This is a genomic window from Salinispora mooreana (genome assembly GCF_000379065.1).
In the GTDB taxonomy this organism is placed as follows: domain Bacteria; phylum Actinomycetota; class Actinomycetes; order Mycobacteriales; family Micromonosporaceae; genus Micromonospora; species Micromonospora mooreana.
The window spans coordinates 1,526,153-1,548,276 of record NZ_KB900614.1; the positions used below are offsets into that span (position 1 = coordinate 1,526,153).

The 22,124-nt window shown below is 64.8% G+C and carries 14 protein-coding genes and 2 pseudogenes; 2 read left to right on the forward strand and 14 right to left on the reverse strand.

The genetic code is table 11. From position 1 onward, the window contains the following. Positions 1-100: 100 nt before the first annotated feature. The 14 genes and pseudogenes from gadC to SALPAC6_RS0107410 all read right to left on the reverse strand — a co-directional run bounded on the left by gadC (position 101) and on the right by SALPAC6_RS0107410 (position 19,302). Positions 101-1,603: pseudogene (gene gadC, locus SALPAC6_RS25515) on the reverse strand (putative glutamine/gamma-aminobutyrate antiporter GadC). 402 nt (positions 1,604-2,005) lie between these two features. Beyond that, positions 2,006-3,118: an ISAs1 family transposase gene (locus tag SALPAC6_RS0107355; protein WP_188115237.1), complete on the reverse strand. Its 1,113-nt coding sequence runs from the start codon at positions 3,116-3,118 to the stop codon at positions 2,006-2,008. A 582-nt stretch (positions 3,119-3,700) separates the two neighbouring features. Then, a complete protein-coding gene (locus SALPAC6_RS0107360) occupies positions 3,701-4,456 on the reverse strand; it encodes an SAM-dependent methyltransferase (protein WP_026189396.1) in 756 nt (251 codons plus the stop codon). A gap of 553 nt (positions 4,457-5,009) precedes the next feature. Continuing rightward, positions 5,010-6,407, reverse strand: coding sequence for an NDP-hexose 2,3-dehydratase family protein (locus SALPAC6_RS0107365; protein WP_026189397.1), 1,398 nt, complete (start codon positions 6,405-6,407; stop codon positions 5,010-5,012). Positions 6,408-6,477: 70 nt separating this feature from the next. Then, positions 6,478-7,482: an NAD-dependent epimerase/dehydratase family protein gene (locus SALPAC6_RS0107370; protein WP_026189398.1), complete on the reverse strand. Its 1,005-nt coding sequence runs from the start codon at positions 7,480-7,482 to the stop codon at positions 6,478-6,480. After that, positions 7,473-8,129: a dTDP-4-dehydrorhamnose 3,5-epimerase family protein gene (locus tag SALPAC6_RS0107375; protein WP_018252785.1), complete on the reverse strand. Its 657-nt coding sequence runs from the start codon at positions 8,127-8,129 to the stop codon at positions 7,473-7,475. Before SALPAC6_RS0107375 ends, SALPAC6_RS0107370 begins: the two co-directional genes overlap by 10 nt. Before the next feature lie 65 nt (positions 8,130-8,194). Beyond that, positions 8,195-9,316: a DegT/DnrJ/EryC1/StrS family aminotransferase gene (locus SALPAC6_RS0107380; protein ID WP_018252786.1), complete on the reverse strand. Its 1,122-nt coding sequence runs from the start codon at positions 9,314-9,316 to the stop codon at positions 8,195-8,197. Positions 9,317-9,342: 26 nt separating this feature from the next. Further along, positions 9,343-9,501, reverse strand: a pseudogene (locus SALPAC6_RS27400) (NAD-dependent epimerase/dehydratase family protein); the annotation flags it as partial. Between the two features lie 263 nt (positions 9,502-9,764). Then, positions 9,765-10,661: a glucose-1-phosphate thymidylyltransferase RfbA gene (gene rfbA, locus SALPAC6_RS0107385; RefSeq protein WP_018252787.1), complete on the reverse strand. Its 897-nt coding sequence runs from the start codon at positions 10,659-10,661 to the stop codon at positions 9,765-9,767. A gap of 67 nt (positions 10,662-10,728) precedes the next feature. Continuing rightward, on the reverse strand, positions 10,729-12,339 hold the full coding sequence (locus tag SALPAC6_RS0107390) for an FAD-dependent monooxygenase (protein ID WP_018252788.1): 1,611 nt from the start codon (positions 12,337-12,339) through the stop codon (positions 10,729-10,731). A gap of 85 nt (positions 12,340-12,424) precedes the next feature. Then, positions 12,425-13,264, reverse strand: coding sequence for an SAM-dependent methyltransferase (locus SALPAC6_RS0107395; RefSeq protein WP_018252789.1), 840 nt, complete (start codon positions 13,262-13,264; stop codon positions 12,425-12,427). After that, positions 13,261-14,517: a cytochrome P450 gene (locus SALPAC6_RS0107400; RefSeq protein ID WP_018252790.1), complete on the reverse strand. Its 1,257-nt coding sequence runs from the start codon at positions 14,515-14,517 to the stop codon at positions 13,261-13,263. Before SALPAC6_RS0107400 ends, SALPAC6_RS0107395 begins: the two co-directional genes overlap by 4 nt. A 64-nt stretch (positions 14,518-14,581) precedes the next feature. Next, positions 14,582-17,791, reverse strand: a complete 3,210-nt coding sequence (locus tag SALPAC6_RS0107405; protein WP_018252791.1) for a ferritin-like domain-containing protein — start codon at positions 17,789-17,791, stop codon at positions 14,582-14,584. Continuing rightward, a complete protein-coding gene (locus SALPAC6_RS0107410; RefSeq protein WP_026189400.1) occupies positions 17,788-19,302 on the reverse strand; it encodes a flavin monoamine oxidase family protein in 1,515 nt (504 codons plus the stop codon). Before SALPAC6_RS0107410 ends, SALPAC6_RS0107405 begins: the two co-directional genes overlap by 4 nt. Before the next feature lie 248 nt (positions 19,303-19,550). Between SALPAC6_RS0107410 and SALPAC6_RS0107415 the strand changes: the two genes are divergently transcribed. Together SALPAC6_RS0107415 and SALPAC6_RS0107420 are read left to right on the forward strand one after the other, a co-directional pair. Beyond that, entirely contained in the window at positions 19,551-20,888 is a 1,338-nt protein-coding gene (locus SALPAC6_RS0107415) for a glycosyltransferase (RefSeq protein WP_026189401.1), read from the forward strand. After that, complete coding sequence (locus tag SALPAC6_RS0107420; RefSeq protein WP_026189402.1) at positions 20,885-22,111, forward strand: cytochrome P450; 1,227 nt, start codon at positions 20,885-20,887, stop codon at positions 22,109-22,111. The genes SALPAC6_RS0107415 and SALPAC6_RS0107420 overlap by 4 nt, the downstream gene beginning before the upstream one ends. Positions 22,112-22,124 lie beyond the last annotated feature (13 nt).

Genomic DNA, 22,124 nt, shown 5'->3' on the forward strand with positions numbered 1-22,124 from the left:
ACCATTCCCGCGAGGCACACTGCGCGGTGGGCACCCCGACCCCACGTGCGGGGCCGGCCTTCCACCGCGTCGTGGTCACTGACTGCCGTCGGGTCGGCCATCACCCCGGAGCATCGGCGCCATCAGCACGGTCGCGGCGCGCCTCCCAGGTGAAGGGTGCGACATCACTGGCTGGATCACGCCAGTGCGGCTTCCGCAGTGTGTACATGACAAGCGGAACCGCGATGATCATAATGGCCAGCCCCACTAGCAGACCAATGTAGAGAGCAGGATTTCCGACACCGATCTGATCCGGCGGGGTGAGGCTGGAGGCGAGTGCGAGCGCTGAGGCGACGAAGCCAATCCCACCGATAACCCACATGCCCACAATCCCACCGGGTACACGGTATGGCCGTCGTCGGTCGGACTGGCTGTAGCGTAGATAGATTGCGGAGGCGAACATTCCCAGATAGACGACCAGATAGAGGAGCCCGGCGAGTTGACTGAGGACCTGGAAGGCCGCCTCCACGGACGGCATGACAACGAATAGAACAGCCAGGACGCTCACCGAAACTGCCTGGATAAACAGAATCTTGCTCGGCATTCCGTATTTGTTCGTGGAATGGAAGAACGGCGGCAGATAGCCTGCCTTCGCCACTGCCAGCATCGCGGTTGACGGGCCGACCACCCAGGTCACAATGCCAGCCAGCACACCGATCACCAGCGCGACGGCAACCATCGGCGCAGCCCAGGCGACACCAAGCCAGGAGAAGATATCAATAAATGTTATCTACAATGACTGCGTCAAGTCTATCTCGGACTGCGGTATGACGAAGGCAATCGCCAGCGTGCCAAGCACCAGGATGCCCATCGCCCCCACAGCTGCGACCAGCACCGCTAGCGGATAGTGCCGCGATGGATTCGCTACATCTCGGACATGGATTGCATTCATTTCCATCCCGGCATAGAAGAGGAATATGCTCGCCGCCAGCACAAGGTTGCTCAACCGGGTGAGATCTGGGATTAATTCACCCCAACCCAGCGGGGTCTGCGACTGCCCACCGGAGCGCAGGTAGGCAAGGCCGAGGGCCACGAGGAGGAAGGCTGGGACGATGGTGCCGACGATGCCGCCCCACTTCGCGAGACGGGTAAACGCGGCGACTCCGTGGGCGCCGATCGCGGTGGCGATCCAAAAGACGGCAAGGACGGTAAGCAGGATGTATATTCGGTTACCGGACAACTTCTCGTCCAGAGTCGCCTCCGGGCCAGTGTAAGCGAGGGAAATGGCGCCAAAGGTAAGGACCGCCGGAAACCAGATAGTCACCTGAGCCATGAGCACAAACATGGCCACAAATCCCCAACGACCCCCGAACGCCTCGCCAACCCATCGGAAGGCGCCCCCCTTCTCCGGCCATGCCGTCGCCAGCTCGGCGGCGACCAGCGAGACCGGCACGAGAAAGAAGGCGGCGGCGAAGACGTAGTAGAAGGCGGCACTCAACCCATACTCGGCCTCGGCGGGCAGACCACTCAGGCTGACGACCGCGACAATGTTGAGCATCGCCAGCCCGAGTACGCTGATCTTCGTCGAGTTCTTGGTCGACGTCCTGCCGCCGGAAGGAGCCATGGCGTTCCCCTAGCGATCAATGGTGGAAGCCAGCTTGCTGGCCAACGCCGACGCTGGAGCATCCTGTATCAGATTCGGTTCTCGTCGTGCACGGTCTGGTACGCGACATCCGACCAGCCAATATCTTCGATTGAAGTTCGGGATAAGCTCGGTCAAGACACCCAGGCTCCCGAACATCAAATTCGACCCAACTGAATTCGAATTACACGAATCAACATCTTGGCCCAGGTTCGGCATTAAAACTCCCAGAGTTCGCCAACGATGAAGACCCAGATGTATACACATCGATGGATTTCCGACAGCACTGGCTCCGTCGGCCACACCCTACGCCGCTGTCGTGCCCAGCGCCGGCAATCGCAACAACTGCCACCGAGGTCTCACCACAGGGCCCCGGCAAAGTCGTTAGGTGATGCCGAGTAGGGCCAGTGGGCGGGTGCTGTCGCGGGCGTGATGTCGGTTGGCGGCGGCGATGTTGGTGACGCCGGCCAGGCGTAGGGCGCCGATCGCGGCGTTGCGTAGGGCGGCCATGACTTCGGGGCCGGTGCCGGTGCGGATCTGGGATCGGTCTTCGTCGTAGGTGACATCGCGGACCCAGTGGACCTTGTTCTCGATCGACCAGTGGTCGCGGATCCAGCCGGCTAGTTGGGTGGGTTTGGCCTGGTGGACGCGGATGTCGGTGATGGCGTAGACGGTCTCGGTGGTGAAGCGTTTCGGCTGGTCGAGGCGGCGTCTGCGGCGGCGGACCTGTAGAGCCTGGGCGGCGTGTGGGAAGTCGATGCCGGTGGAGACGGTGAGGATCTTGCAGGTGCGGATCTCGCGGCGGCCGTGTCCGCGGTCGGTGTCGCGTGCGGCGTCCGGGACCGCTTGCCAGGGCAGGCCGGCGAGTTGGGCGTGCAGGCTGGGCTGGTTGGCCTTGACGGTCAGGATCCAGTGCGCGCCGCGCTCGGCGAGGTAGGCGACGTGATCGCGTTGGCAGTGCAACGCGTCGGCGGTGATCACGGTGTCGCGCAGGTCGCCGATCTGGTCGAGCAGCGGTGCGAACCGGGTGACCTCATTGGTCTTGCCGTCCACATCGGTGCTGGCCAGGACCACACCGGTGGCCTGGTCGCAGGCCGCGAGAACATGCCGGGCTGCGGTATCGGTGGTGCGGGAGCCGCGCAGGGTCTTGCCATCCACGGCGATCGCCCGCCACGCCGTTGACGGCGCAGTCGCCGACCGTGCGGTGAGCCAGACACCGATCGCCCTGGTGAGCTGGTCCGGGTCTAGGGCCTGAAGGAGTCTGCGGATCATTGCCTCCGACGGACGCCGGTCCGGGGCGATACCCAACGCCAGCGCGGTCGCGGCCGGGACGTCGGCGACCCACTCCGCGATCGAGGTGTACGAGCGATAGCCGGCCACCACGGCGCACACCGCCGCAGTCACCACGACTGCCAACCGGTGCCGCACGCCCCGACGGGCGCGAGGATCCGGCAGGCCGGCCAGCGCTGCGGCCAGCCCAGCAGCGGTTTCGGGCACCGTAACAGCCGGTGCGCAGGACACAGACGAGATCAGCGATGATGGCAGCGAGGGCATGGCTCACTTCGGACGATCAAGGCTTCGACACCCTGATGATCATCTGAACCGGCCATGCCCGCCTTACTGCCCGCAACTCCGGCGCTTCTCAGCCGAATGCCTCATCCCGGACACGTCCACGACTTTGCCGGGGCCCTGGGTCTCACCACGTCGACATCATCCTGGTCAACAGGCATACCCGGCCGGCCGGTCAGCGCCCCGCCCTACCACTTCGCCGCTACTATTCCCACCGGGCTGTCACCGCAGCCGGGTCATCAGATCTTCGACGCTCTCGCCCCGAACGGCGCCGGCAAGACCACCGCCGTCCAGTGCGTGCAGGGTCTGCGCCGGTCTGAGGTGGGTGCCCGGTCTCGACCCCGCCGAGAACCGACGCGCGCCGTGCGAGCAGGTCGGCGTCCAACTCCAGGACACACAGCTACCGGACAACCGCAAGCGCCGATCGGGCCGGTACCTGCTGACGGGCCCGCCCGACTGTGGGATGAGCAGACAGCAGAATCACGAGACACCCGGTACGCACCGGTTCAGTTAGCTCATTTCATAGGACTTGCGCAATACACAGCCGTACTCGAACACGTGTTCAGGCTGCGGTTTCGGACTGCGCCAGACGTCGACCGCGCAGATGCCGTCGTCGGTAAGTTGCCAGCTCCCAAGTATCGGTCGGATTCGTTCCACGTCCCGTAGATACAACGGCTGGCCGGCCTGATCGAGGATCTTCGTCAGAATCGTCGGAAATGAGGCCAGGGCTTCACCGTCAAAATCCGCCACCAGGAAGCTACCAGGAGGTGCCCAGTCGAAGAGAGCGGATAGCGTATTCTGGAGCGTCCGGTCGTCCAGGGATATCGAGAGTCCGACTAGCACCACGCCGAGCCGTGCGGTGGGATCGAGGATGCGCTCCGCTGCTTCCTGATCAAGGGTGTCAGGGTTCGCGGCGTCACAGTAGGCGTAGTCCACGTCCGGCACGGCACTAAGGAACTCACGCCCAAGTGCGATGTTCGTGGGGTCGATGTCGGTATAGAGAACACGAGCCCTCGGCACGATCTCGTGCACGTTGCCCTGGGTTGGGATTCCCGCCCCGAGCACCAGGAACTGGTCGACTCCTTCGTCCGCCACGGCTCTGACGGCCCGCCCGACGAACTCCCGCAGGGTTCGGTACACCTGGGGGAACCCCGGGTACAGATCGGCGAATTCAGTCGCCGCCGCCGCGTCTACCGGGAAGTGATGTGTGCCGCCAAGCCAGTGATCGATAATACGCCCACTGTTAGGGATCTGTGGTTCTGACATGTGAGCACCCAATAGCTAGATAGCCATCTTACCCTTATTGGTTTGGGCTCGTCGTCGAGGCTATCTGCGAGTGTAGCGCAGCCTGGCAAAAGATTGCTCGGCGTCAGGCCGGTATGCACCCAAGGCGTACTCGGCCATTTGTGTTGAGGTGACCCTTATCGCCCAAGCACCCCTATTGATCGTCCGACAGGGATGGCTGATCCGGCATACAATGAGATCATCCCTGACGGGGAGTTTGACGATTTCGCCCCGCCTCCCGCTCGGTGTTGACCAACGATTTCGACGCCTTGGGATCACGTATCGTACACGTCGGTGATTTCGCAAAGATCAATTCATCAGGGCTGTCCGCAGGGGTGATTCACGACGCGGCGGGCGAGGGGGCGGGCGGTGCACTGCCGGCACCCCGCACACCGCACACACCCCAACGCCCCACGCCACCTGCCCACAGACGACCGCGCCCGGACCCGCTCGTGCGACACCGCGTCACGCTTGACTGGCTCGCCCACAGTCAGCACCGGGTGTGCGCCGATGTCGAAGTCCACTACGTAGCCCCTCACCTGGGAGGATCCAGACACACAGTGCCGGCGTTGAGGCAGGCGAGCAAGGTGCGGGCCTGGACGTTGAGGTAGTGGCCGTGCTGGGCGAGATTGTTGAGCTGCCCCGGGGTCGCCCAGCGAAAGCCAGCGGGCGGTTCGACCGGCGCCTGCGCTTCGTCGGCCTCAACGAACAGATAGCTGTTCTCGGCGTTGAGAAACCTGCCGCCCTCCTCGGAGTGCACTGCCGCGTAGCGGACCCGTTCGGGGCCTGCCTCGCGGACGACCCCGAGGAGGTGCGGGCGCATCGGCTCCGGCAGGTGCGCCCAGTTGGCCGGCGTGCACTGCACCGTCGGTGCCAGCTCGACGGTAGCCAGCAGCCCAGCCTCCACCTTTGCCTGCACCAACAGGTGCGGCACTCCTGCGAAATGGCGAAACAGAAAGGCGCTCACACCGGTACCCGTCGGCTCGAACAGCGGCTGCGACCAGCGGGCAACCTCACGGTTGCCCGCCTCGACCGCCACGGCGACCAGGCGGAAGTATCGGCCGTCGTCTCGACCGAGCGTAAGGTCACCACGCTTCCACTCTTCGATACCGGCGAGCGGAACCCGCTCGACGGCCAGGGTGTGTCGGGACCGTTCGGCGGTGAACCAGGACCGCAACTCCGTGTCGGTGTACAGGGCACCCGGCTCGGTTGGCGTCACCGGGCAACTGGCCAGAACTGTCCGGGCATCCATGTTGATGACATTGTCGTGACGCAGCAACTCACCGATCTGCCCGAGGGTCAGCCAGCAGAAGTCGTCGTCCACCCGCACCTCGCCCAACGCTTCCAGCACGATGTTGCGGTTGGACTTCCGATAGAACCAGGAGCCGTGCTCCGACTGGAGGACATCGGTCAGAACACTTCCACGCCGGGGGTCGGTGAAGTATTCCAGGTACTTCACCGGCGCTCCCCGGTGTGCGCCGGTGTAGTTACTGTGGGTGGCCTGCACCGTCGGTGACAACTGTAGAAGATTGCGGTTACCGGGTTCCATCTTCGCCTGAAGGAGGAAGTGCAGCACACCGTCGATCTCCTTGGCCAGGATTCCGAGGATTCCCACCTCGGGCTGCCGAATTATCGGCTGCTGCCACCGCCTGATTGCTCCGTTGCTATGCCTGACATCGAGTCCCTCAACCGAGAAGAACCGGCCGGTGTGGTGGTGCAGATTACCGGTGTCCGCCGCGAAGAACCAACCATCCAGGTCATTCAGCGCGATCCGCTCGACGCGGAAGTGATGAGCCCGCGCCCGCTCCGCGAGCCATCCGGCAACCTCGGTCGTACGCAGCCCGGAGCCCTCGGCCCGCTGGGCCGCCGAGCGGGCAAGCCGTTGAGCCAGAGTGTCGTCGGTACGGCGGCGCAACACCGTCGGCGCGGTCACCGAATGGCCTGGATACGAGGTTGCCGGACGGGCTGCCGGGCCGGCCGTGGGCGAACGGTGTATCGCCGGGTCATGACAGCTCCGCCTCGACACCACTGACGCAGAAGTTGACCGTGTGACGCAGGGCCTCGGTCAACGACATCTGCGGGCGCCAGCCGCTGACGGCCCGGAACGGGGTCGCATCGATCGTGATGTGGTGAAAGTCGCCTGGTTCCGCGTGTGGGGGTGGGGGAACCGAGACGACCGGCACGGGCGGCCTACCGGTGCGCTCAGCGACCAGATCCGCCACTGCGGTGAATACCTCACCCAGGGGCAGCCCGCGCCCGGACCCGAGTAGCCACGGCCGCCCGGCCAGGGCATCGACGTGATCAACCGCTGCGACGAGCGCCCGTGCCGCGTCCTCGACGTAGAGTAGGTCTCGGCGCACGGTGCCGTCGTGCCACATGGTGATCGATTCGCCGGCCACGGCCCGTCGCACCATGGTGGACACCACGCCTTTGTCCCGGGCGGTGGAATGTGGGCTGTATCCGAACACTGTGGGCAGCCGAATCGACACCGCCTGCAGGGTCCCTTCGGCGTGTGCGTTCAGCAGCACCTGTTCAGCGGCGAGCTTCTGCCGATCGTACTCGCCCTGGGGCCGGTCGGGCTCGCTGCCGTCCAGCACTTCCTTGTCGATGGGCCCGACCTGCGAGACGGCGCCCGCGAAGACCACGGGCAGGGGTGGGCGGTTCCGGTCGCCGTCACGCAGCACCGCGACGAGGTCACGGACCAGCCCGACATTGACGCGCTCCGCAGCCGAGTTACCTTCGCTGATACGCCATGTCGTCGAGCCGGCGATGTAGGCGATGGTGTGGATGACGGCGTCCGCTCCGGCCACGGCTTGGGCCAGCCGGCCGGGCTCCGTGAGGTCGACGGTGTGCACCTCGATCTCGGCGCGGACACCTGCGGGGATCGACGCCGCGCCGCGCGAGACCGCCCGCACCCGAACATCACGTACGGCGAGCTCGCGTAGCACAGCGGAACCGACGAAGCCGGTCGCACCGAGCAGCACGATGAGGGGACGTTCTACTGCCACAGCTTTGCCTCCACGTCGCGGCACATTCCGTAGTCGCTGAGCAGGCCGCGCTCCAGCGCTTCGGCGAGCGTGGGGGCGGCCCGGTCCCGGTCGGACTGCACCGGACTCATCCCGGCGGGCAGCGGCAGGCCCAGTGCCGGGTCTAGCGACGAGATGGCCAGTTCGTCCTCCGCCACGTAGCCCTTGGACATGGCGTAGACGATCATGGAGTCATCGGCCAATGACAGGAAGGCGTGGCCGACTCCCACCGGAACGTAGATCGCTCGGCAGGTATCGCCGCCGAGTTCGGTGCTGTCCCAACGGCCGAAGGTGGGTGAACCGACCCTCAGATCAATGAGAAAGTCCTGCACCTTCCCGTACGGGCAGTAGACGTACTTCGCTCGCCCAGGTGGCGTCGAGGTGTAGTGGATGCCACGCAGCACGCCACGAGCCGACACGTTGTGGCTGAGATCGCGTACCGGGAACAGCGGCCACCCGAACGTCGCGGTGAAGGCCGCCTCCTGATAGGGCGACGCGAACAACCCTCGCTCGTCCCGGTAGACGGAGGGTGTGAATTCGACGGCGCCGTCGATGGCGAGTCGGCGCACCGTCACTCCGGGAACGTCATCGTGCCGATGCCCACTGTTCGTGGAATTGTCCTCCGGCATCAGGAGATCTCCTTCCGGGAACGGTTGTCGCTGCCGGTCCTTGGTTCCGGGATTCTGGTGCGGGCTCACAGTCCGGCCAACACCTCGCGCAGGGCCACGGCCACCCGCTCCTGCTCCGACTCCGGCAGGGACGGGTACATGGGCAGTGAGAAGATCTCCTTCGCCAGCCGCTCGGTCACCGGCAGCGCGCCCTCGGCGTAGCCAAGGTGCGCGAAGCCGTCCATGGTGTGCACCGGCCACGGGTAGCTGATGTTGAGCGAGATGTCATACGCCTGCAGCGCCTGGATGATCGCATCTCGTTGCGGATGCCGGACCACGTAGACGTAGTGAACGTGGGTGTTGCCCGGGTTGGTGGCCGGCAGCCGCAGTCCACCGGGGCCGGAGAGGTCGCCGAGCAGTTGCTCCCACCGCCGGGCGACCGCATTGCGCCCGGCGACATACTCGTCCAACCGGCCAAGCTTGCGCCGCAGAATCTCGGCCTGCACCTCGTCGAGACGCGAGTTGTGCCCCGGCGTACGGACAACGTAGTAGACCTTGTCCATGCCGTAGTACCGCAGCTGCCGGAGATGACGGTCGACCGACTCATCCGCGGTGATCACCGCTCCACCATCGCCGTAGGCGCCAAGAACCTTGGTGGGATAGAACGAGAATGCGGCCGCATCGCCCATGGTGCCCGCGAGACGTCCGTGGTGACGTGCACCGTGCGACTGCGCGCAGTCCTCCAGGACTCTCAGGCCGTGCTCCTCGGCGAGCCGGGTGAGTGGCGCCATGTCAACGCACTGACCGTAGAGGTGCACCGGCAGAATCGCGCGAGTCCGGGGCGTGATGGCGGCGGCGACCTGGTCTGTGTCCATGAGGAAGTCGTCCTCGCGGACGTCAACGAAGACCGGTGTCGCTCCGGCCCCCACGATAGCGACCACGGTGGGAGCCGCCGTGTTGGAGACCGTGATGACCTCGTCACCGGGTCCGACGCCGAGCGCCTCCAGGCCCAACTTCACCGCGTTGGTACCGTTGTCGACCCCGGTGGCGTACGGCAGCGAGTGGTAGGCGGCGAACTCCTGCTCGAAACCGCGGACGCTCGCACCGAGCACCAACTGCCCCGAGGCGAACACTGTGTGCACCGCGTCGAGGATGTCGTCCTTTTCCTTTGTGTATTCCGGTAGGTAGTCCCAAACCCGGGTTGTCATTTCAGTGACTCCTGGTTTCGATACGGATCCCGCACGTTCGCCCCGGTGCCGTACCCGGGCACCGGCAGACCCTCGAGCAGGTTGGTGATGAATCGCGGAATGAGTCTTTCGGGGCGCTGGTAGGGCCCGTAGTTGTTAGCGCATCGGGTGGTTGAGACGTACAGGCCATGGGTACGCCAGCGAGAAGGGATTGGACGTAGTGTGCGCCGATATGGCCGGCGCCGCCGGTGACCAGAATCCTCACTGTCGTCTCCCAGCTACTGCGACAAACCGGCTGGCGAGGGCATTCGGTCCGGAACTATCGACAGCAAGGCCACTGTTCCGCAGATTCGGGGACCGGCCGTCACCGGATCCCACTTCGTTCCACATGAAGGCGCTCAGGTGACGGCAACTACCTGGAATCAGCGGCATGGGTATCACCAGTCTCGGCGGCACGCGATCGGGGCAGTTACGGGGTGGCACCGGCGGTCCGACACCGGGCGGCTGCGGTCACCTCCATCACGTACTGTCCATAGGGTGACTTCGCGAGTTGGCGACCAAGACGATGACAGTCATCTTGATCGATAAATCCCATGCGCCAGGCGATCTCCTCCAGACAGGCAACCCGAACGCCTTGGCGGTGCTCCATGATCTGCATATACTGGCTCGCCTCGGTCAGCGCGTCGTGAGTTCCGGTGTCCAGCCAGACGAAGCCGCGCCCCAGTGAGATCAGCTCGGCCTTTCCGCGCTCGAGGTACACGCGGTTGACATCTGTGATCTCCAGCTCACCGCGGTCGGAGGGCTGGAGATCGCGGGCGATCTCGACCACCTCGTTGTCATAGAGGTAGAGCCCCGTGATAGCCAGGTTGGAACGGGGTCGAGACGGCTTTTCCACAAGGTTGACGAGCCGTCCGTGCGCGTCCACCTCACCCACTCCGTAGCGCTCCGGGTCGCGTACGGGGTAGCCGAACAACACGCAGCCGTCCATGTCCACCACGGTGCGCTGCAACAGGTCACTGAAGCCTGGGCCGTGGAAGATGTTGTCACCTAACACAAGGGCAACGGAGTCGGCACCAATGTGGTCGGCGCCGATGCGAAAGGCATCGGCCAGACCCCGAGGCTTGTCCTGTTCTGCGTAGCTCAGCGACAGCCCAAACTGGGAACCATCCCGCAACAGCCGCTGAAAAAGAGGAAGATCGTCTGGCGACGAGACGATCTTTATGTCTGTGATGCCAGCGAGCATGAGAACGGATAGCGGGTAGTAGATCAATGGCTTGTCATAGACTGGCAGAAGATGCTTCGACACACCCAGAGTGATCGGATGCAGCCGGGTCCCGAACCCACCGGCCAGGACTATTCCTTTCATACCACTGCCTCCATGTGTGTTTCGACCTCCCCGGTCAGAGCTGCGTCCGGAAGTGAGGCTGGGAAGCTCAGGACTCACCCCGAACCGTGTCGACGAAGGTCACGAGATCGGTTGGCAGGTCGTCGCCCCGCCATGCGACATGGCCATCTGGGCGGACCAGCACGAAGGGACGCTCGTAGAGCTTGGCGATCTCCGGGTCGGTTCCGCGCCGTACGGTCAGTGGTACGTGCCGTTCGGCGAAAGCACGTTCCAGGGCGAACAATCTCGTGCTCTCGGCAAAGGACATCAGAACGAAGTCATGACCAAAAAGGTCGAGCGTGGATGTGGTGGCGTCCCACCAGGCGTGTGCGGCGCGAGAACCGGGGTCACTGCCCGGACGCCAGTGGGGGTCCGGCTTGCCAGGACGTGGCGCAACCAGGGGATCAGCGATAATGGCCGCGGACTGGTAGGACAGCCCGAAGTGAATCTCTGGCGCGTCGAACTCACTGTGCGCTCCGCCACGCACCAGTTTGCTGGCCATTTCTGCGCGAGCCGACTCGCCGATGGGATCATCGGCGTGGAGCTCGGGCGGAACCTGCCGATGCATGGTGCGTTGCAGGTTGAGATTCGCCTCCTGCAGGCTCTCCAGCGCGATCGGCCTGCGCTCGGTCTCGTACGTGTCCAGCAGGCGGCGCCCGGCCCAGCCGTTCAGTGCGGCGGCAAGCTTCCAGCCCAGGTCGGCGACATCACCAAAACCGGTGTTGAGGCCGAATCCACCGGAGGGTGAGAGCGTGTGGGCGGCGTCGCCGGCGAGGAATACCCGCTCCGCTCGGTAGCTGTCGGCCACGCGATGGGTGAGATGCCACTCACTGTCGCTGAGCAGCTGCACCGGGGTCTCGAAGGCGATGGCATCAGTAATCAACGACGTGCCATCAACCTGGGCCGCGGCGTCCACACCAACAACCAGGTTGTAGAGGTCACTGCCGTTCAGCGAGCGCATGGGGAAGCGCAACGTGGATGACAGCATGAGGAAGTAGACGAGGGCGACCCGATCGCCGAGTTGCCGTTTGAGCTCAGGGGCTCGGAAGAGAATATTCCGAAAGATTTGGGTCCGGTGACGAGGCGGAGCGCCGATACCGCACGCCTGCCGGATGGGAGAGGCAGCACCATCACAGGCAACCAGGAACTGTGCACGGACAGTGCTGGTCCTTCCGGACTCCCCCGCGATGAGGGTCGCCTCGACGTGGTCGGCCGCCTGGCGTACGCCCTCCACGGTCGTCTTGAGTCGCAGCGGACCGGTGGGGTGCACTCCGACGGCGCGTTGCAGCAGCGGGTTCAGCCAGTGCGCCGGACAAATCTGGTCCGGCTCTGGGGTGTGCGCGAAAGGTCCACGGCTCGCCGTCGTGCCCCGGCTGTAGCGGTGCACCTCGTGTCCGCCGACCCTGGTGACCCAGGCGATATCCAGCGGATGATCGGCTGGCCAGCCCGCACCACGGATGGTGGCTGCGAGGCCCCAACGGCGAAACAGCTCCATCGAACGGGGACCGATCGTACTCACCTTGGGATGCCGGACTTCGCCGTCACCCGATTCGACCACCATGCAGTCGATTCCGCGGTATCTCAGATCCAGAGCCAACGCCATTCCGACCGGTCCTCCGCCCACGATCAGCACGTCGGTCCACTCTCCGGAGTTAGACATGTTGTCCCGCTTTCCTCGCGCCAAAATCGGATAGCCCTTCAGGTGCCGGGAGGCATTGGACACCGCCCCCCGGCACCGAATTGCGCTACGGGCGTTCCGCCGTTGCCAGGAGGCAGCCGAAGTCGTCAACGCCTTCCAGGTCGGACGGTTTGAAAGCATCGCCGGAAAATTCGAAGTTTCCTTCGTTCAGAGCAGCGGGGCGTTCCCGGAGTACGGACAACTTGGCCAGCTCGTCCGCCAGGCGCAGCGTGGTCTTTTCGGTAACGTCGAGGAGCTCACGCATCCGCAGACCGGAACGGTGCAGCAGGGCGACGTAGTCGTCGATGTCTGCCGTGGTCGACATGAGGTCGTTGCAAAACTTGTCAATTCCCTGATGCCGAACCGCCTTACGCGGGAAGCGCTCGAACACATCGGTCAGGACGAGCCGGCCACCCGGGACAAGTACCCTGCACACCTCGCTGAGCACCTGCTGGCGATCCGGCATGTGGCACATCGACTCGAGCGCCATCACGGCATCGAACGACTGGTCCGGGAATGGCAGTCGCATCGCGTCCCCATGCTGGAACACGGCGCGGTCGGCGACTCCCGCCTCGGCCGAGAGCCGGTTAGCGCTCTTCACCTGTTCCTTACTGATGCTGATGCCGGTGACACGCGCGCCGGTCTGCGCCACCAGTCGCAGTGCGGGCCCACCGACCCCGCAGCCCAGATCGAGCACATGATCCGAAGCACTGACCCGCAAGCGCTCGATAAACACATCGGTCAGCCGGTCCATCGCCTCGTCTACCGAGGCACCCGACTCCGGCGAGTCCCAGAATCCGATGTGTACGTTGGGGTTGAACGTCCCGTCACTCATGGCGCTCAGGGTGAGACGGTCGTAGAGTTCGCCGACCGCCTGCGGCACGGGCTGGGAAGACACGGTGGTCATGAGCAGAACCTCTCTCCTGGGTTGACGAGTAGCAGCCGGCTCGGTCCGTGGAAGACCATGTCGTCGGCGTAGTCGACGTACTGGACCGAGTAGTCCAGGGCGGGAAGACCGTCCAGCAACGTCTGGAGCCCGATCTCGAGCTCGGCACGGGCCAACGTCGCACCGAGGCAGTAGTGGATGCCCAGGCCGAACCCAAGATGCCGGTCGGCAGTGCGACGCACGTCCAGGGCATCAGGCAGCGGAAAGCGTGCCGGATCCCGATTCGCCGAGCCCAGCAGCGCCACCACTCGGCTACCACGGGGTACCTCCCAGTCGCCGAGGGTGGTGTCCTGGTGCGTCCACCGGGTCACGGCCTGCACGGGCGGGTCATAGCGCAGGAACTCCGCAATCGAGTCGGCCGTCAGGCCGTCAGCGCTCCGCAGCTCCTCGAGTACCGCTGGGTGTGCCCGAAGGGCAAGCACCGCCTTCGCCAGCGAGTTGGTGGTGGTCTCGTGTCCGGCGGTCAGTAGGTGAACACAGGTCCCCACGACCGCTTCCAGACCTACTGGTGCACCGCGTAGCTGCGCGTTGGCGAGGATCGTCATCAGGTCATCACCGGTGCTGCCTCGCCGTAGGTACACCTGCTCCCGAAAGTATTCGGTGAACTCCTGTGCGGCCGATTCGGCCCGTGCGTAGCCATCCACATCCCGGCGTGCACGGGAGGAGCTGGCTTCCTGTAGCGCCATCGCGTTCGCACGCAGCCACCCGTGACGCTCCGCCGGAATCCCGAGCAACTCGGCGATGACAAGGATCGGTAGCGGCGCGGCGAAGCCCGCGACGAGGTCGGTTTCCACCTGCTGGCCCAGTCGTGTCAGGAGCTCCTGCGCGATCCGCGCGATCCGGGGCCGCAGTCCGGTGACGATCCGGGGCGAGAAGCTTCTGTTGAGTAGCGCGCGTAGTTCGGTGTGCCGTGGCGGGTCCATGAACACCAGCCAGTTTTCGACTATTGCTCGGAGGGCCTTCTGGTCGGTCGGCACCGGGACAGCTGCCGCTGCGGCGTCGAGGGACCTCCCCCTACCGAAGCAATTACTCGACAGCACCTGGGCGACCTCGTCGTAGGAGAACACGTAGAACGTTTCCGGGGCATCGCCGCTCGCTTCGCCCCGGTGTACTGCAGCGGCCTCCCGGTAGCGCTGGTACACCGGGTAGGGATTGATGATGTCCTCCCTGGCCCAGCCGGTCAGGGTGAATCGCGGCAAGGTCGCGGACGGCATGCGTTCTCCCTCCAGAAAGTCGGCCCGGGTTGCTGCTCAGGCACCGCGGGAAGCCAGGTCACCATCACCGCCGGAAGTGGTCGGCCCAGAACGCGCTCATCTCGCCCACCCGCTTCGGCACCAGGGAAGATGTGCGGCACTCTGCCGCGAGGGCGTCGAGACGCCGGGCGATACCGCGTCGGGCCGCTTCTGGGCGGGACACCGGTGCGGGGTGTTCCACCAGTTCGAACGACGGTCCGGCAGTCCTACCGCGGCGTCCCGACGGGAGCGTCACCAGCAGTTCGGCGAGGGGGCGCATCAGGCCTGTCATCATGTCGATCGCCGCGTTCATCAGGTCGGACCGCCGCAGGCTCCCGTCCGGACGTTCGCCGAAGTGTTGCGCCATGAGCTGCAGTGCCATGTGGTACGCGCGATTGAACAGTGCCATAACCGTTCGGGCATCCGGGTCAGTGACCGTCTCCATGGCCCGTTCTCCACACCGAAGCGTCGGATTCCGCAGCACGGGATAGGCCGGGTGCCACGAGTCGCCCCCTGGGGTCACCGCACCACGGAGAAGTTCGCCGATCCGCAGGAACGAGGTGTAGTGCGACTCCTCGCCCGTTCCTGCGGTGAGTACTCCACCCTCGCCCTGCTCGGTGATGATATCGATTGCGAACAGCGCACTCGACAGGTTGTCGACCTCAAGCTGGTAGTCGGGATAGCGGCGGTTTACCGATTCGCGTAGGAAAAGGTGATGTTCCCCACCACCCCGACCCTGGTCGACCAGAAAGAGATCGGGGATGTCTTCCAGGCCCTCCCGGATCGCGGAGTAAAGGTCACTCAGCGAGGCATAGGTGTCGCCGCACTCCGGAGCCGCTGCGCCATCCTCACGTCGCACATCGGGTACAAGATTTTCGGGCTGTTCGATCAAGGTGAAGCGCTCGACACTACCGATTCCTATGCCTTCGAGGCAGAAGTCCAACGGTACGGGAAGCTCACCGTTGATGGTGGCGAAGTCAATCCGCGGCACGTGGAAGGGCTCGCCCATCGCCACGAGGATGTTGTTGACCAACAGGAAGTGGATCATTTCTTCGCGGGCGATGTTCAGCAGCATGCTACGGACACCCTCGTCAAGAGTTTCGCCGCCGTCACCACAGGCCAGCAGCAGCTGCGCGGGCGTCCACACACCTCGCCGTACGTACTCCCGCCCAGCGCCGTAGGTGGGCACGGAGTAGGCTGCGTAGAGGTACTGAAGCATGACGGCTAATTCGATCGCCGCCGCCTCGCGCAGCACACGCACAAGTTGATCACGTGTGGCGATCCGGCGGCTACGGCGACTCGTCGCCGGTGCGGTGCGGAGGAGCACATCCGGCACCTGCTGCGCACGTAGATATTTCAGCAGGAGCCGGGCCTTCGGCTCAGACAAATCCCGGGTCGGCGGCATGTAGTAGGTCTTCGCCTTGTTCCGGGGGTCGCACATCTGCCAGATCAACTTGGCGTACGTTTCCACCTTGCACTGGTCCGCCAGGCTGAAAACCTCTGCTTTCATGAAGGAGAACAGGTGCTCGTAAAAGGCGAAGACCTCCCGGTAGACCAGCTCGAACGTCACGTCCTTTTGCGCGAGCCCGGCCAACCGCCAGTCGTCGGGTAGGACGCGTATCGACAGGTAGCCGGCGCCCGGCCAATAGTCGAGGACGTCGTCATGGTCGTAGGCCAGCGCCGCGGAGCCGGGAGCATCCACCTCACAGGGCAGGTCGTCGGTGTCGGTGGAGAGCAGCACCAAGGTCGTACCGGCCGTCGCACCCCGTATAGTGAACCATCCATACCCATCCTGGTCAGTGCCGAGAACGCAGGCGCTCGACCAACTCCCGGGCTGGTTCAGCCGTCCCGGACGCAGCCGGACCACGTCGATGTCGGCACAGCGAGCCTTGGGGGAACAAGCTGCCGCCGCACCGGGCAGAGCCCGGGGGTTGAAGAACTGCCGGACCCCGATCTCGTGGACGGCGCTCGGCCGGCCCCGCACGAAGGCCCGCACGGGAACTTCACTGTCGTGGTGCGCATCCTCGGCGTCTCGTGGGTGCTCAAGGATGCGGGCCGACTCGTCGACCTGTACGTTGACCTCCCGCTCGCGCAGCTGTCGCACCGCGCCGCCGGGCCCGCTGGTGACCAGGCTCAGTGGCTCCTCGGACGCGGCCCCGGCGGAAGTCTCGATGGGAACAGTCACCAGGCCACAGGCCAGGATGTACTCCTGGCCGAGATACGCCTCCCGGGGTAGGCGGGCCACCAGTCGATCACTGCCGGCGGTACGCAACTCGAGATCCCCGAGGTCAACCGGTCCGTTGCCGTCGACGGGCACCGCCGTAATCATATTGAGGAGGGCGTGGGTATCGGTCAGTTCGACTGACAGGTTGTGCAGCCGGCCGTCGGCGCGGCTCGGACCTCGGTGGTCCGGGACGAGCAGGCGACCCGCCGGGTAGGTGCGCAGTTCGGGCGGGTACCAGGGGGCTATTGTCCCGTTCAGCTGCCACCGGCTCGGCTGGTCAGGCGCGGTCGGGACCGCCATCTGGCTGAGCGAGAACTGCACCACCAGGCCGCTTGCGTCGGTGTCTCTGAGTAGACGCACGGCCGGGAAGGCTGTTGCCTCATCGAGCCAGGTTAGTTCGTCCTTTTCCACAACAAACTGGTGTACGACGGACCGACGCAGGTCCTTGGCCTGCCAGTGGTCGTCGATGTCGATCGCGTGGTCCGCGTTGTGCCACCTCGGCGGCACGAAGCCGTGGACGGATCCGGTGGCGAGGTAGCCGACGTCATGGGACCGTCCGTCGCGCCCGAAGCCAAACTGCCCCACCATCAGCGTCGTGGTCCGCTCAGAGGCCGGGTCAATATCGAAAACCCGGGCCCGGTTGACCGTCGTGCCAAGGTAGTCGTTGTAGTGCCCCCACATGTCGACGGTCCGCCCGATCAACGGGTCCGTAGTATTGATCTCGCCCGTGCGAACCTCGACGCTGACGATCCGCGCGTCCACCGAAACGTGCCCGTTGCCGGCGAAGTCCCTGCCCTTGACCGCGCTGAAGGGTCCGTCGGCGCAGGGGCTGCCGGTGCGGTCAAAGCGCGGCCCCAACTGGTCGAGATAGTCGTGGTAGGCGTGCGCCGGACGCGCCACGGGAAATGCCCTGCCGTCCTCGGTGAGCGCCGTGTTCGTGGCAAGATCCACCAGGCCGCTACGTGGGCCGGTGGGCAGGTGTGTCGTCGCGGCTCCCCGGAAGTGCAGCCGCGGCAGATCGAAAACACTCATGCCGTTTTCCCCAAACGGCTCGACCTGGTGGTGGCGAACTCACGGTCGGCCCGGAGCTCATGCCACTCGATTTCGTGTGCGGCATCAATGGCCGACTCGATGGCACCCTCGATCCAGGCGGGCTTTGACGAACAGTGTTCACCCGCGAAAAACAGTCGTCTCTGCGGCCGTGCCGCCTCTCGTCGCTCCGCTTCGCGGAGTGCGGCCTCCTGCCCCCACCGCACGGTGGCTGCCCCAAGTGACCACGGGTGCCGGCCCCAGGCGCGACTTGCCACGTTGCGAATCATGCCCGGTTCACGCAGCTCAGGGTGCATTTCACTCAGCTCCCTGATAATCAGCGCGTTACGTTCCGCCTCGTTCAGCCGACCGAGTGCGTCAGCATCAGGCCCGATGCTGTAGCTGGCAAGCAGCACGGCCCCGAGTGCCGGATCACCATCGACAGGAGGATAGTAGGTCTGCCGTACATGCCGACCGGTGAAGGAGGCACCGCCGCTGATTCCGTCCTTCTTCCAGAACGCTTCGCGGCAATGGAGGGCGACTTTCGTGGCTGACCAGTACTTCGTCTGGTGGACGATGTCGAGCTTGTCGTCGTCGAATCCGACCAGCCGCATTCCCCGGAGCACCGTGAACGGAATGGTGCAGACCACATAGTCACAGCTCGTCGTGACGGTCTTCGCACCCTGCCGAACATGGAGCAGCACCGTGTCGTTCTGGACCTCGATTCCCACCACCTCGTGACCCGTCGAGATCGGTCCACGGATCTGGGCCGCGAGCCGTTGGGGCAACATGTCCATTCCAGACCGCAGCCGAATGATGTTGGAGCCGGTCTCGTCGAGCACGTCGTCCAGGAAGCGCTCCAGATGCGGCGGACAGAGGGACCGGATCAACGGATGGTCAGCGTAGAATGCATGCAGGTCAATCCGGTTTCCCGAGCTACCACATCGGTACGGCGTCAGATCGATGTCATCGATGAGGTCGAGTAGTTCCGCACCGATCTCGTTGTGCATGCCGTCGTAGAACTGGCGGGGCGCGACAGCTCTGATGGTGGCGTCCAGCCAAGCACCAAAGAGTAGGGTGTTTTCGCGGTAGCGCCGGTTCGGCAGCCCAGCAACAAACTCTTTGACCAACGTTTCGTGCGCATCGGCGACACGGACATAGCCCATGGAACTGGGCAGATAGGCAGCGTCATCGGAAAAGAGCGTCTCGAACCGATGAACCTGATCCTGGAGACCGAGCTCGGCGATGTAGTGCCTGGTCAGCCTATGCCCTGCGGGAATCCGCATCGCTCCTAGTTCAACAAAAGGCCCGACTCGACCATCGACGGCAAACCGGTGTGTGTCGATTCGGCCACCGACCTTACGGCTCGCTTCGAGCGTCTCGACACGGTGTCCGAGGCGCTCCAGTTCATAGGTCGTCACCAGCCCGGCAATGCCCGCGCCTATCACAGTGACCCGCTTCTGCCCATTAATGGCGATATCCGGCCCGCCACTGTCTCGCAAGGCTGCCACCACAGGTGTCCTCTCAACACGACGCGCATAGACAGGAAACTGCTCGAAGGGCGATGACGAGATCGACCTCGCGATAATCATTCCGCCCAGGCCATCGTCCGCACATCACGCGATGAGCGCGGCCACCGATGGTTTGCCCAGCGAACCGGTCGGTCTCACTCCGCCGTGGCGTGCCGTCATCCTACGTGGATACGTGGGATTCACCCCGAGGTGATGCTCACGACCCCGACGCTCGGTGACACTGGCGGACGGTGAAGCGAGGCCCGACGGAGGCGATGACGATGCGAGTATTGATCGCTACCACGCCGGCACCCGGACATATCGTCAGCATGCTGGATGTCGCGGGCGAACTAGCTCGACGTGGGCATGAAGTGCGGTGGTACACCGGCCGCGCCTTCCAGGACCAGGTCGAGCAGGCCGGGGCGCAATTCGAGCCCATGAGTGCGGCACTCGACTTCGGCGGCAGGAGTCGGGAGGAGGCGTTTCCACGCCACGCTGGCCTGACCGGACTCGCCAGCTTCAAGATCGGCGTGCGTGACATCTTCTACCACACCGCGCCCGGCCAGCTCACTGACCTGCTCCACGTACTTGAACGCTTTCCCGCCGACTGCATCCTCGGCGACGACATGTGCTACGGCGCGTGCTTCGCAAGCGAACGAACCGGTCTGCCGCTGGCCTGGCTGAGCAACTCGATCTACATCCTGGGCAGTCGGGATACCGCACCGCTCGGGTTGGGACTGCAACCGAGTCCGTCCCCACTCGGACGAGCACGGAACGCTCTGCTGCGGTTCGTCGGGGATCACGTGTCCATGCGGGACCTACGCCGGGAGGCCGATCGCGTACGAGCCTCGGTGAATCTGCCACCCCTGGGGACGCGAGCCATGGAGAACATCGCACGTCCCCCACACCTGTATCTGGTGACCACCGTGCCGTCCTTTGAGTTTTCCCGCACCGACCTCCTACCGGGGACGCACTTCATTGGCGGCCTCTTCGGAATGCCCCCAGAGAGGTTCGACCCGCCCGCTTGGTGGCACGAGCTGGAAGCCGACCGACCGGTGGTGCTCATCACCCAGGGCACGACCGCGAACGATGTCGACCGGTTGCTTGTTCCCGCAGTCCGTGCGCTGGCACGCGAGGACTTCCTGGTTGTGGTGACCACGGGGAGCGATCTGGATGTCGAGCTGCTACGGCCACTACCCGCCAACGTCCGGCTGGAGCGGTTCGTTTCCTACCATCACCTACTGCCACACGTGGACGTGATGCTGACAAACGGAGGTTACAACGGCGTCAACGCCGCCCTCGCCCACGGAGTGCCCCTGGTCGCCGCGCCGGCGACCGAGGAGAATCCCGACGTCGCGGCACGGATCGCATGGTCCGGAGCGGGTGTCGTACTCCCCCGCCGTGCGGTATCGGAGGGGGCTCTGCGTAATGCCGTGGTCACCGTACTGCGCGACGGTCGCTACCGGCAGCGGGCACGCGTGCTGTCCCGCGAACACCAACGCTACGACGCCGCGCAACGAGCGGCCGAGCTGATCGAGGACATGGCTGAAACCCAGGGTCGAGTCCCTACCGGAGGTCCCACACCATGAGTGTTACCACGAACGCTGAATTGGGCGAAGCTCCCGAGACAAACATGCCGGTCGACCCGGGGCTGTTTGACTGCTTGCCAGATCTGATCGCGGCCGCCCGGATAGCACCGGTCGTGCGCATTCCATACCTCGGTCGGCACGCCTGGGTCGTGTGCGACCGCGAGCTGGTACGACAGGCTCTCACGCACCCCAAGATGGGGAAGGACATCACCCTTGTCCCAGAGTGGATGCGTCAACCGGGACTGATGGTGACAGCCCAGCCGCCGCCGGAGTACGCACGAGCGATGATCATGAGCGATGGTGAGAACCACGCACGGATCCGACGGATCCACGCCCCGGTGCTCAGCCCTCGGAACACCGAACGATGGGGCGAGCAGGTCGCTGACAAGGTCGAGGGGTTCCTGGACGAGCTCGGTCAGGCCGCTTCTGGAGGCAACGCCGAGGTCGATGTGGTCACCAACTACACCCACAAGATCCCGCTGGCGTTCATCTCCGAGATGCTCGGCCTCCCCCCAGAGGCCGAGCACCGACTACGCAGCATCACTGACATCATGCTGTACTCCTCTGACTACGCCGCCCGCCGAGAGGCGATCGGAGGTCTCTTCGGGGCGGTCGAGGAGTGGGTACGCGACCCGGCTGGGCTACGCGACGGTGTGATTACCGGGCTGCTGGCCGCCTCCGACGGACCGGGTGCCGCGGTCACCGAGGGCGAGGTCATCGTCTGGACCCTGGGCATGATCATTACTGGGTACGAAACCACGGGGAGCCTGATCTCCACTTCGCTGTACGAGGCCCTACGCCGACCACCACACGAGCGACCGAAGACTGACGAGGACATCGCAGCCTGGATCGAGGAGACCCTGCGGGTGCACCCACCCTTCCCGCACCCGACCTGGCGGTTCCCCCTGGAGGATATTGAGCTTGGCGGCTACCTCATCCCCAAGGGTGCCCCCGTGCAGGTCAGCATCGCGGCCGCGAACCGGAAGCCAGACGAGGGAGCCGACAGCTTCGACGCGGAGCGCCGGGGGCACGGGCATCTCTCCTTCGGCCTCGGCATGCACTACTGCATCGGCGCCCCGCTGGTCCGGCTCGAGGCGAAGATCGCGGTGCGTGGGTTCCTGCGACGCTTCCCACGGGCGCGCCTCAGCGCCGACACCGCCGTCCAGTGGGAGTCAGAGTGGATGATCCGGCGGATGAGCCTCCTGCCCGCCGTGCTCTCCTGAGGTGGTGCGCGTC

Bases quoted from the DNA above. Each gene is read 5' to 3' on its own strand.
- SALPAC6_RS0107360 (WP_026189396.1), bottom strand. From the start codon at position 4,456: ATGTCAGAACCACAGATCCCTAACAGTGGGCGTATTATCGATCACTGG.
- SALPAC6_RS0107375 (WP_018252785.1), bottom strand. From the start codon at position 8,129: ATGCCGGAGGACAATTCCACGAACAGTGGGCATCGGCACGATGACGTT.
- SALPAC6_RS0107380 (WP_018252786.1), bottom strand. From the start codon at position 9,316: ATGACAACCCGGGTTTGGGACTACCTACCGGAATACACAAAGGAAAAG.
- rfbA (WP_018252787.1), bottom strand. From the start codon at position 10,661: ATGAAAGGAATAGTCCTGGCCGGTGGGTTCGGGACCCGGCTGCATCCG.
- SALPAC6_RS0107390 (WP_018252788.1), bottom strand. From the start codon at position 12,339: ATGTCTAACTCCGGAGAGTGGACCGACGTGCTGATCGTGGGCGGAGGA.
- SALPAC6_RS0107395 (WP_018252789.1), bottom strand. From the start codon at position 13,264: ATGACCACCGTGTCTTCCCAGCCCGTGCCGCAGGCGGTCGGCGAACTC.
- SALPAC6_RS0107400 (WP_018252790.1), bottom strand. From the start codon at position 14,517: ATGCCGTCCGCGACCTTGCCGCGATTCACCCTGACCGGCTGGGCCAGG.
- SALPAC6_RS0107405 (WP_018252791.1), bottom strand. From the start codon at position 17,791: ATGAGTGTTTTCGATCTGCCGCGGCTGCACTTCCGGGGAGCCGCGACG.
- SALPAC6_RS0107420 (WP_026189402.1), top strand. From the start codon at position 20,885: ATGAGTGTTACCACGAACGCTGAATTGGGCGAAGCTCCCGAGACAAAC.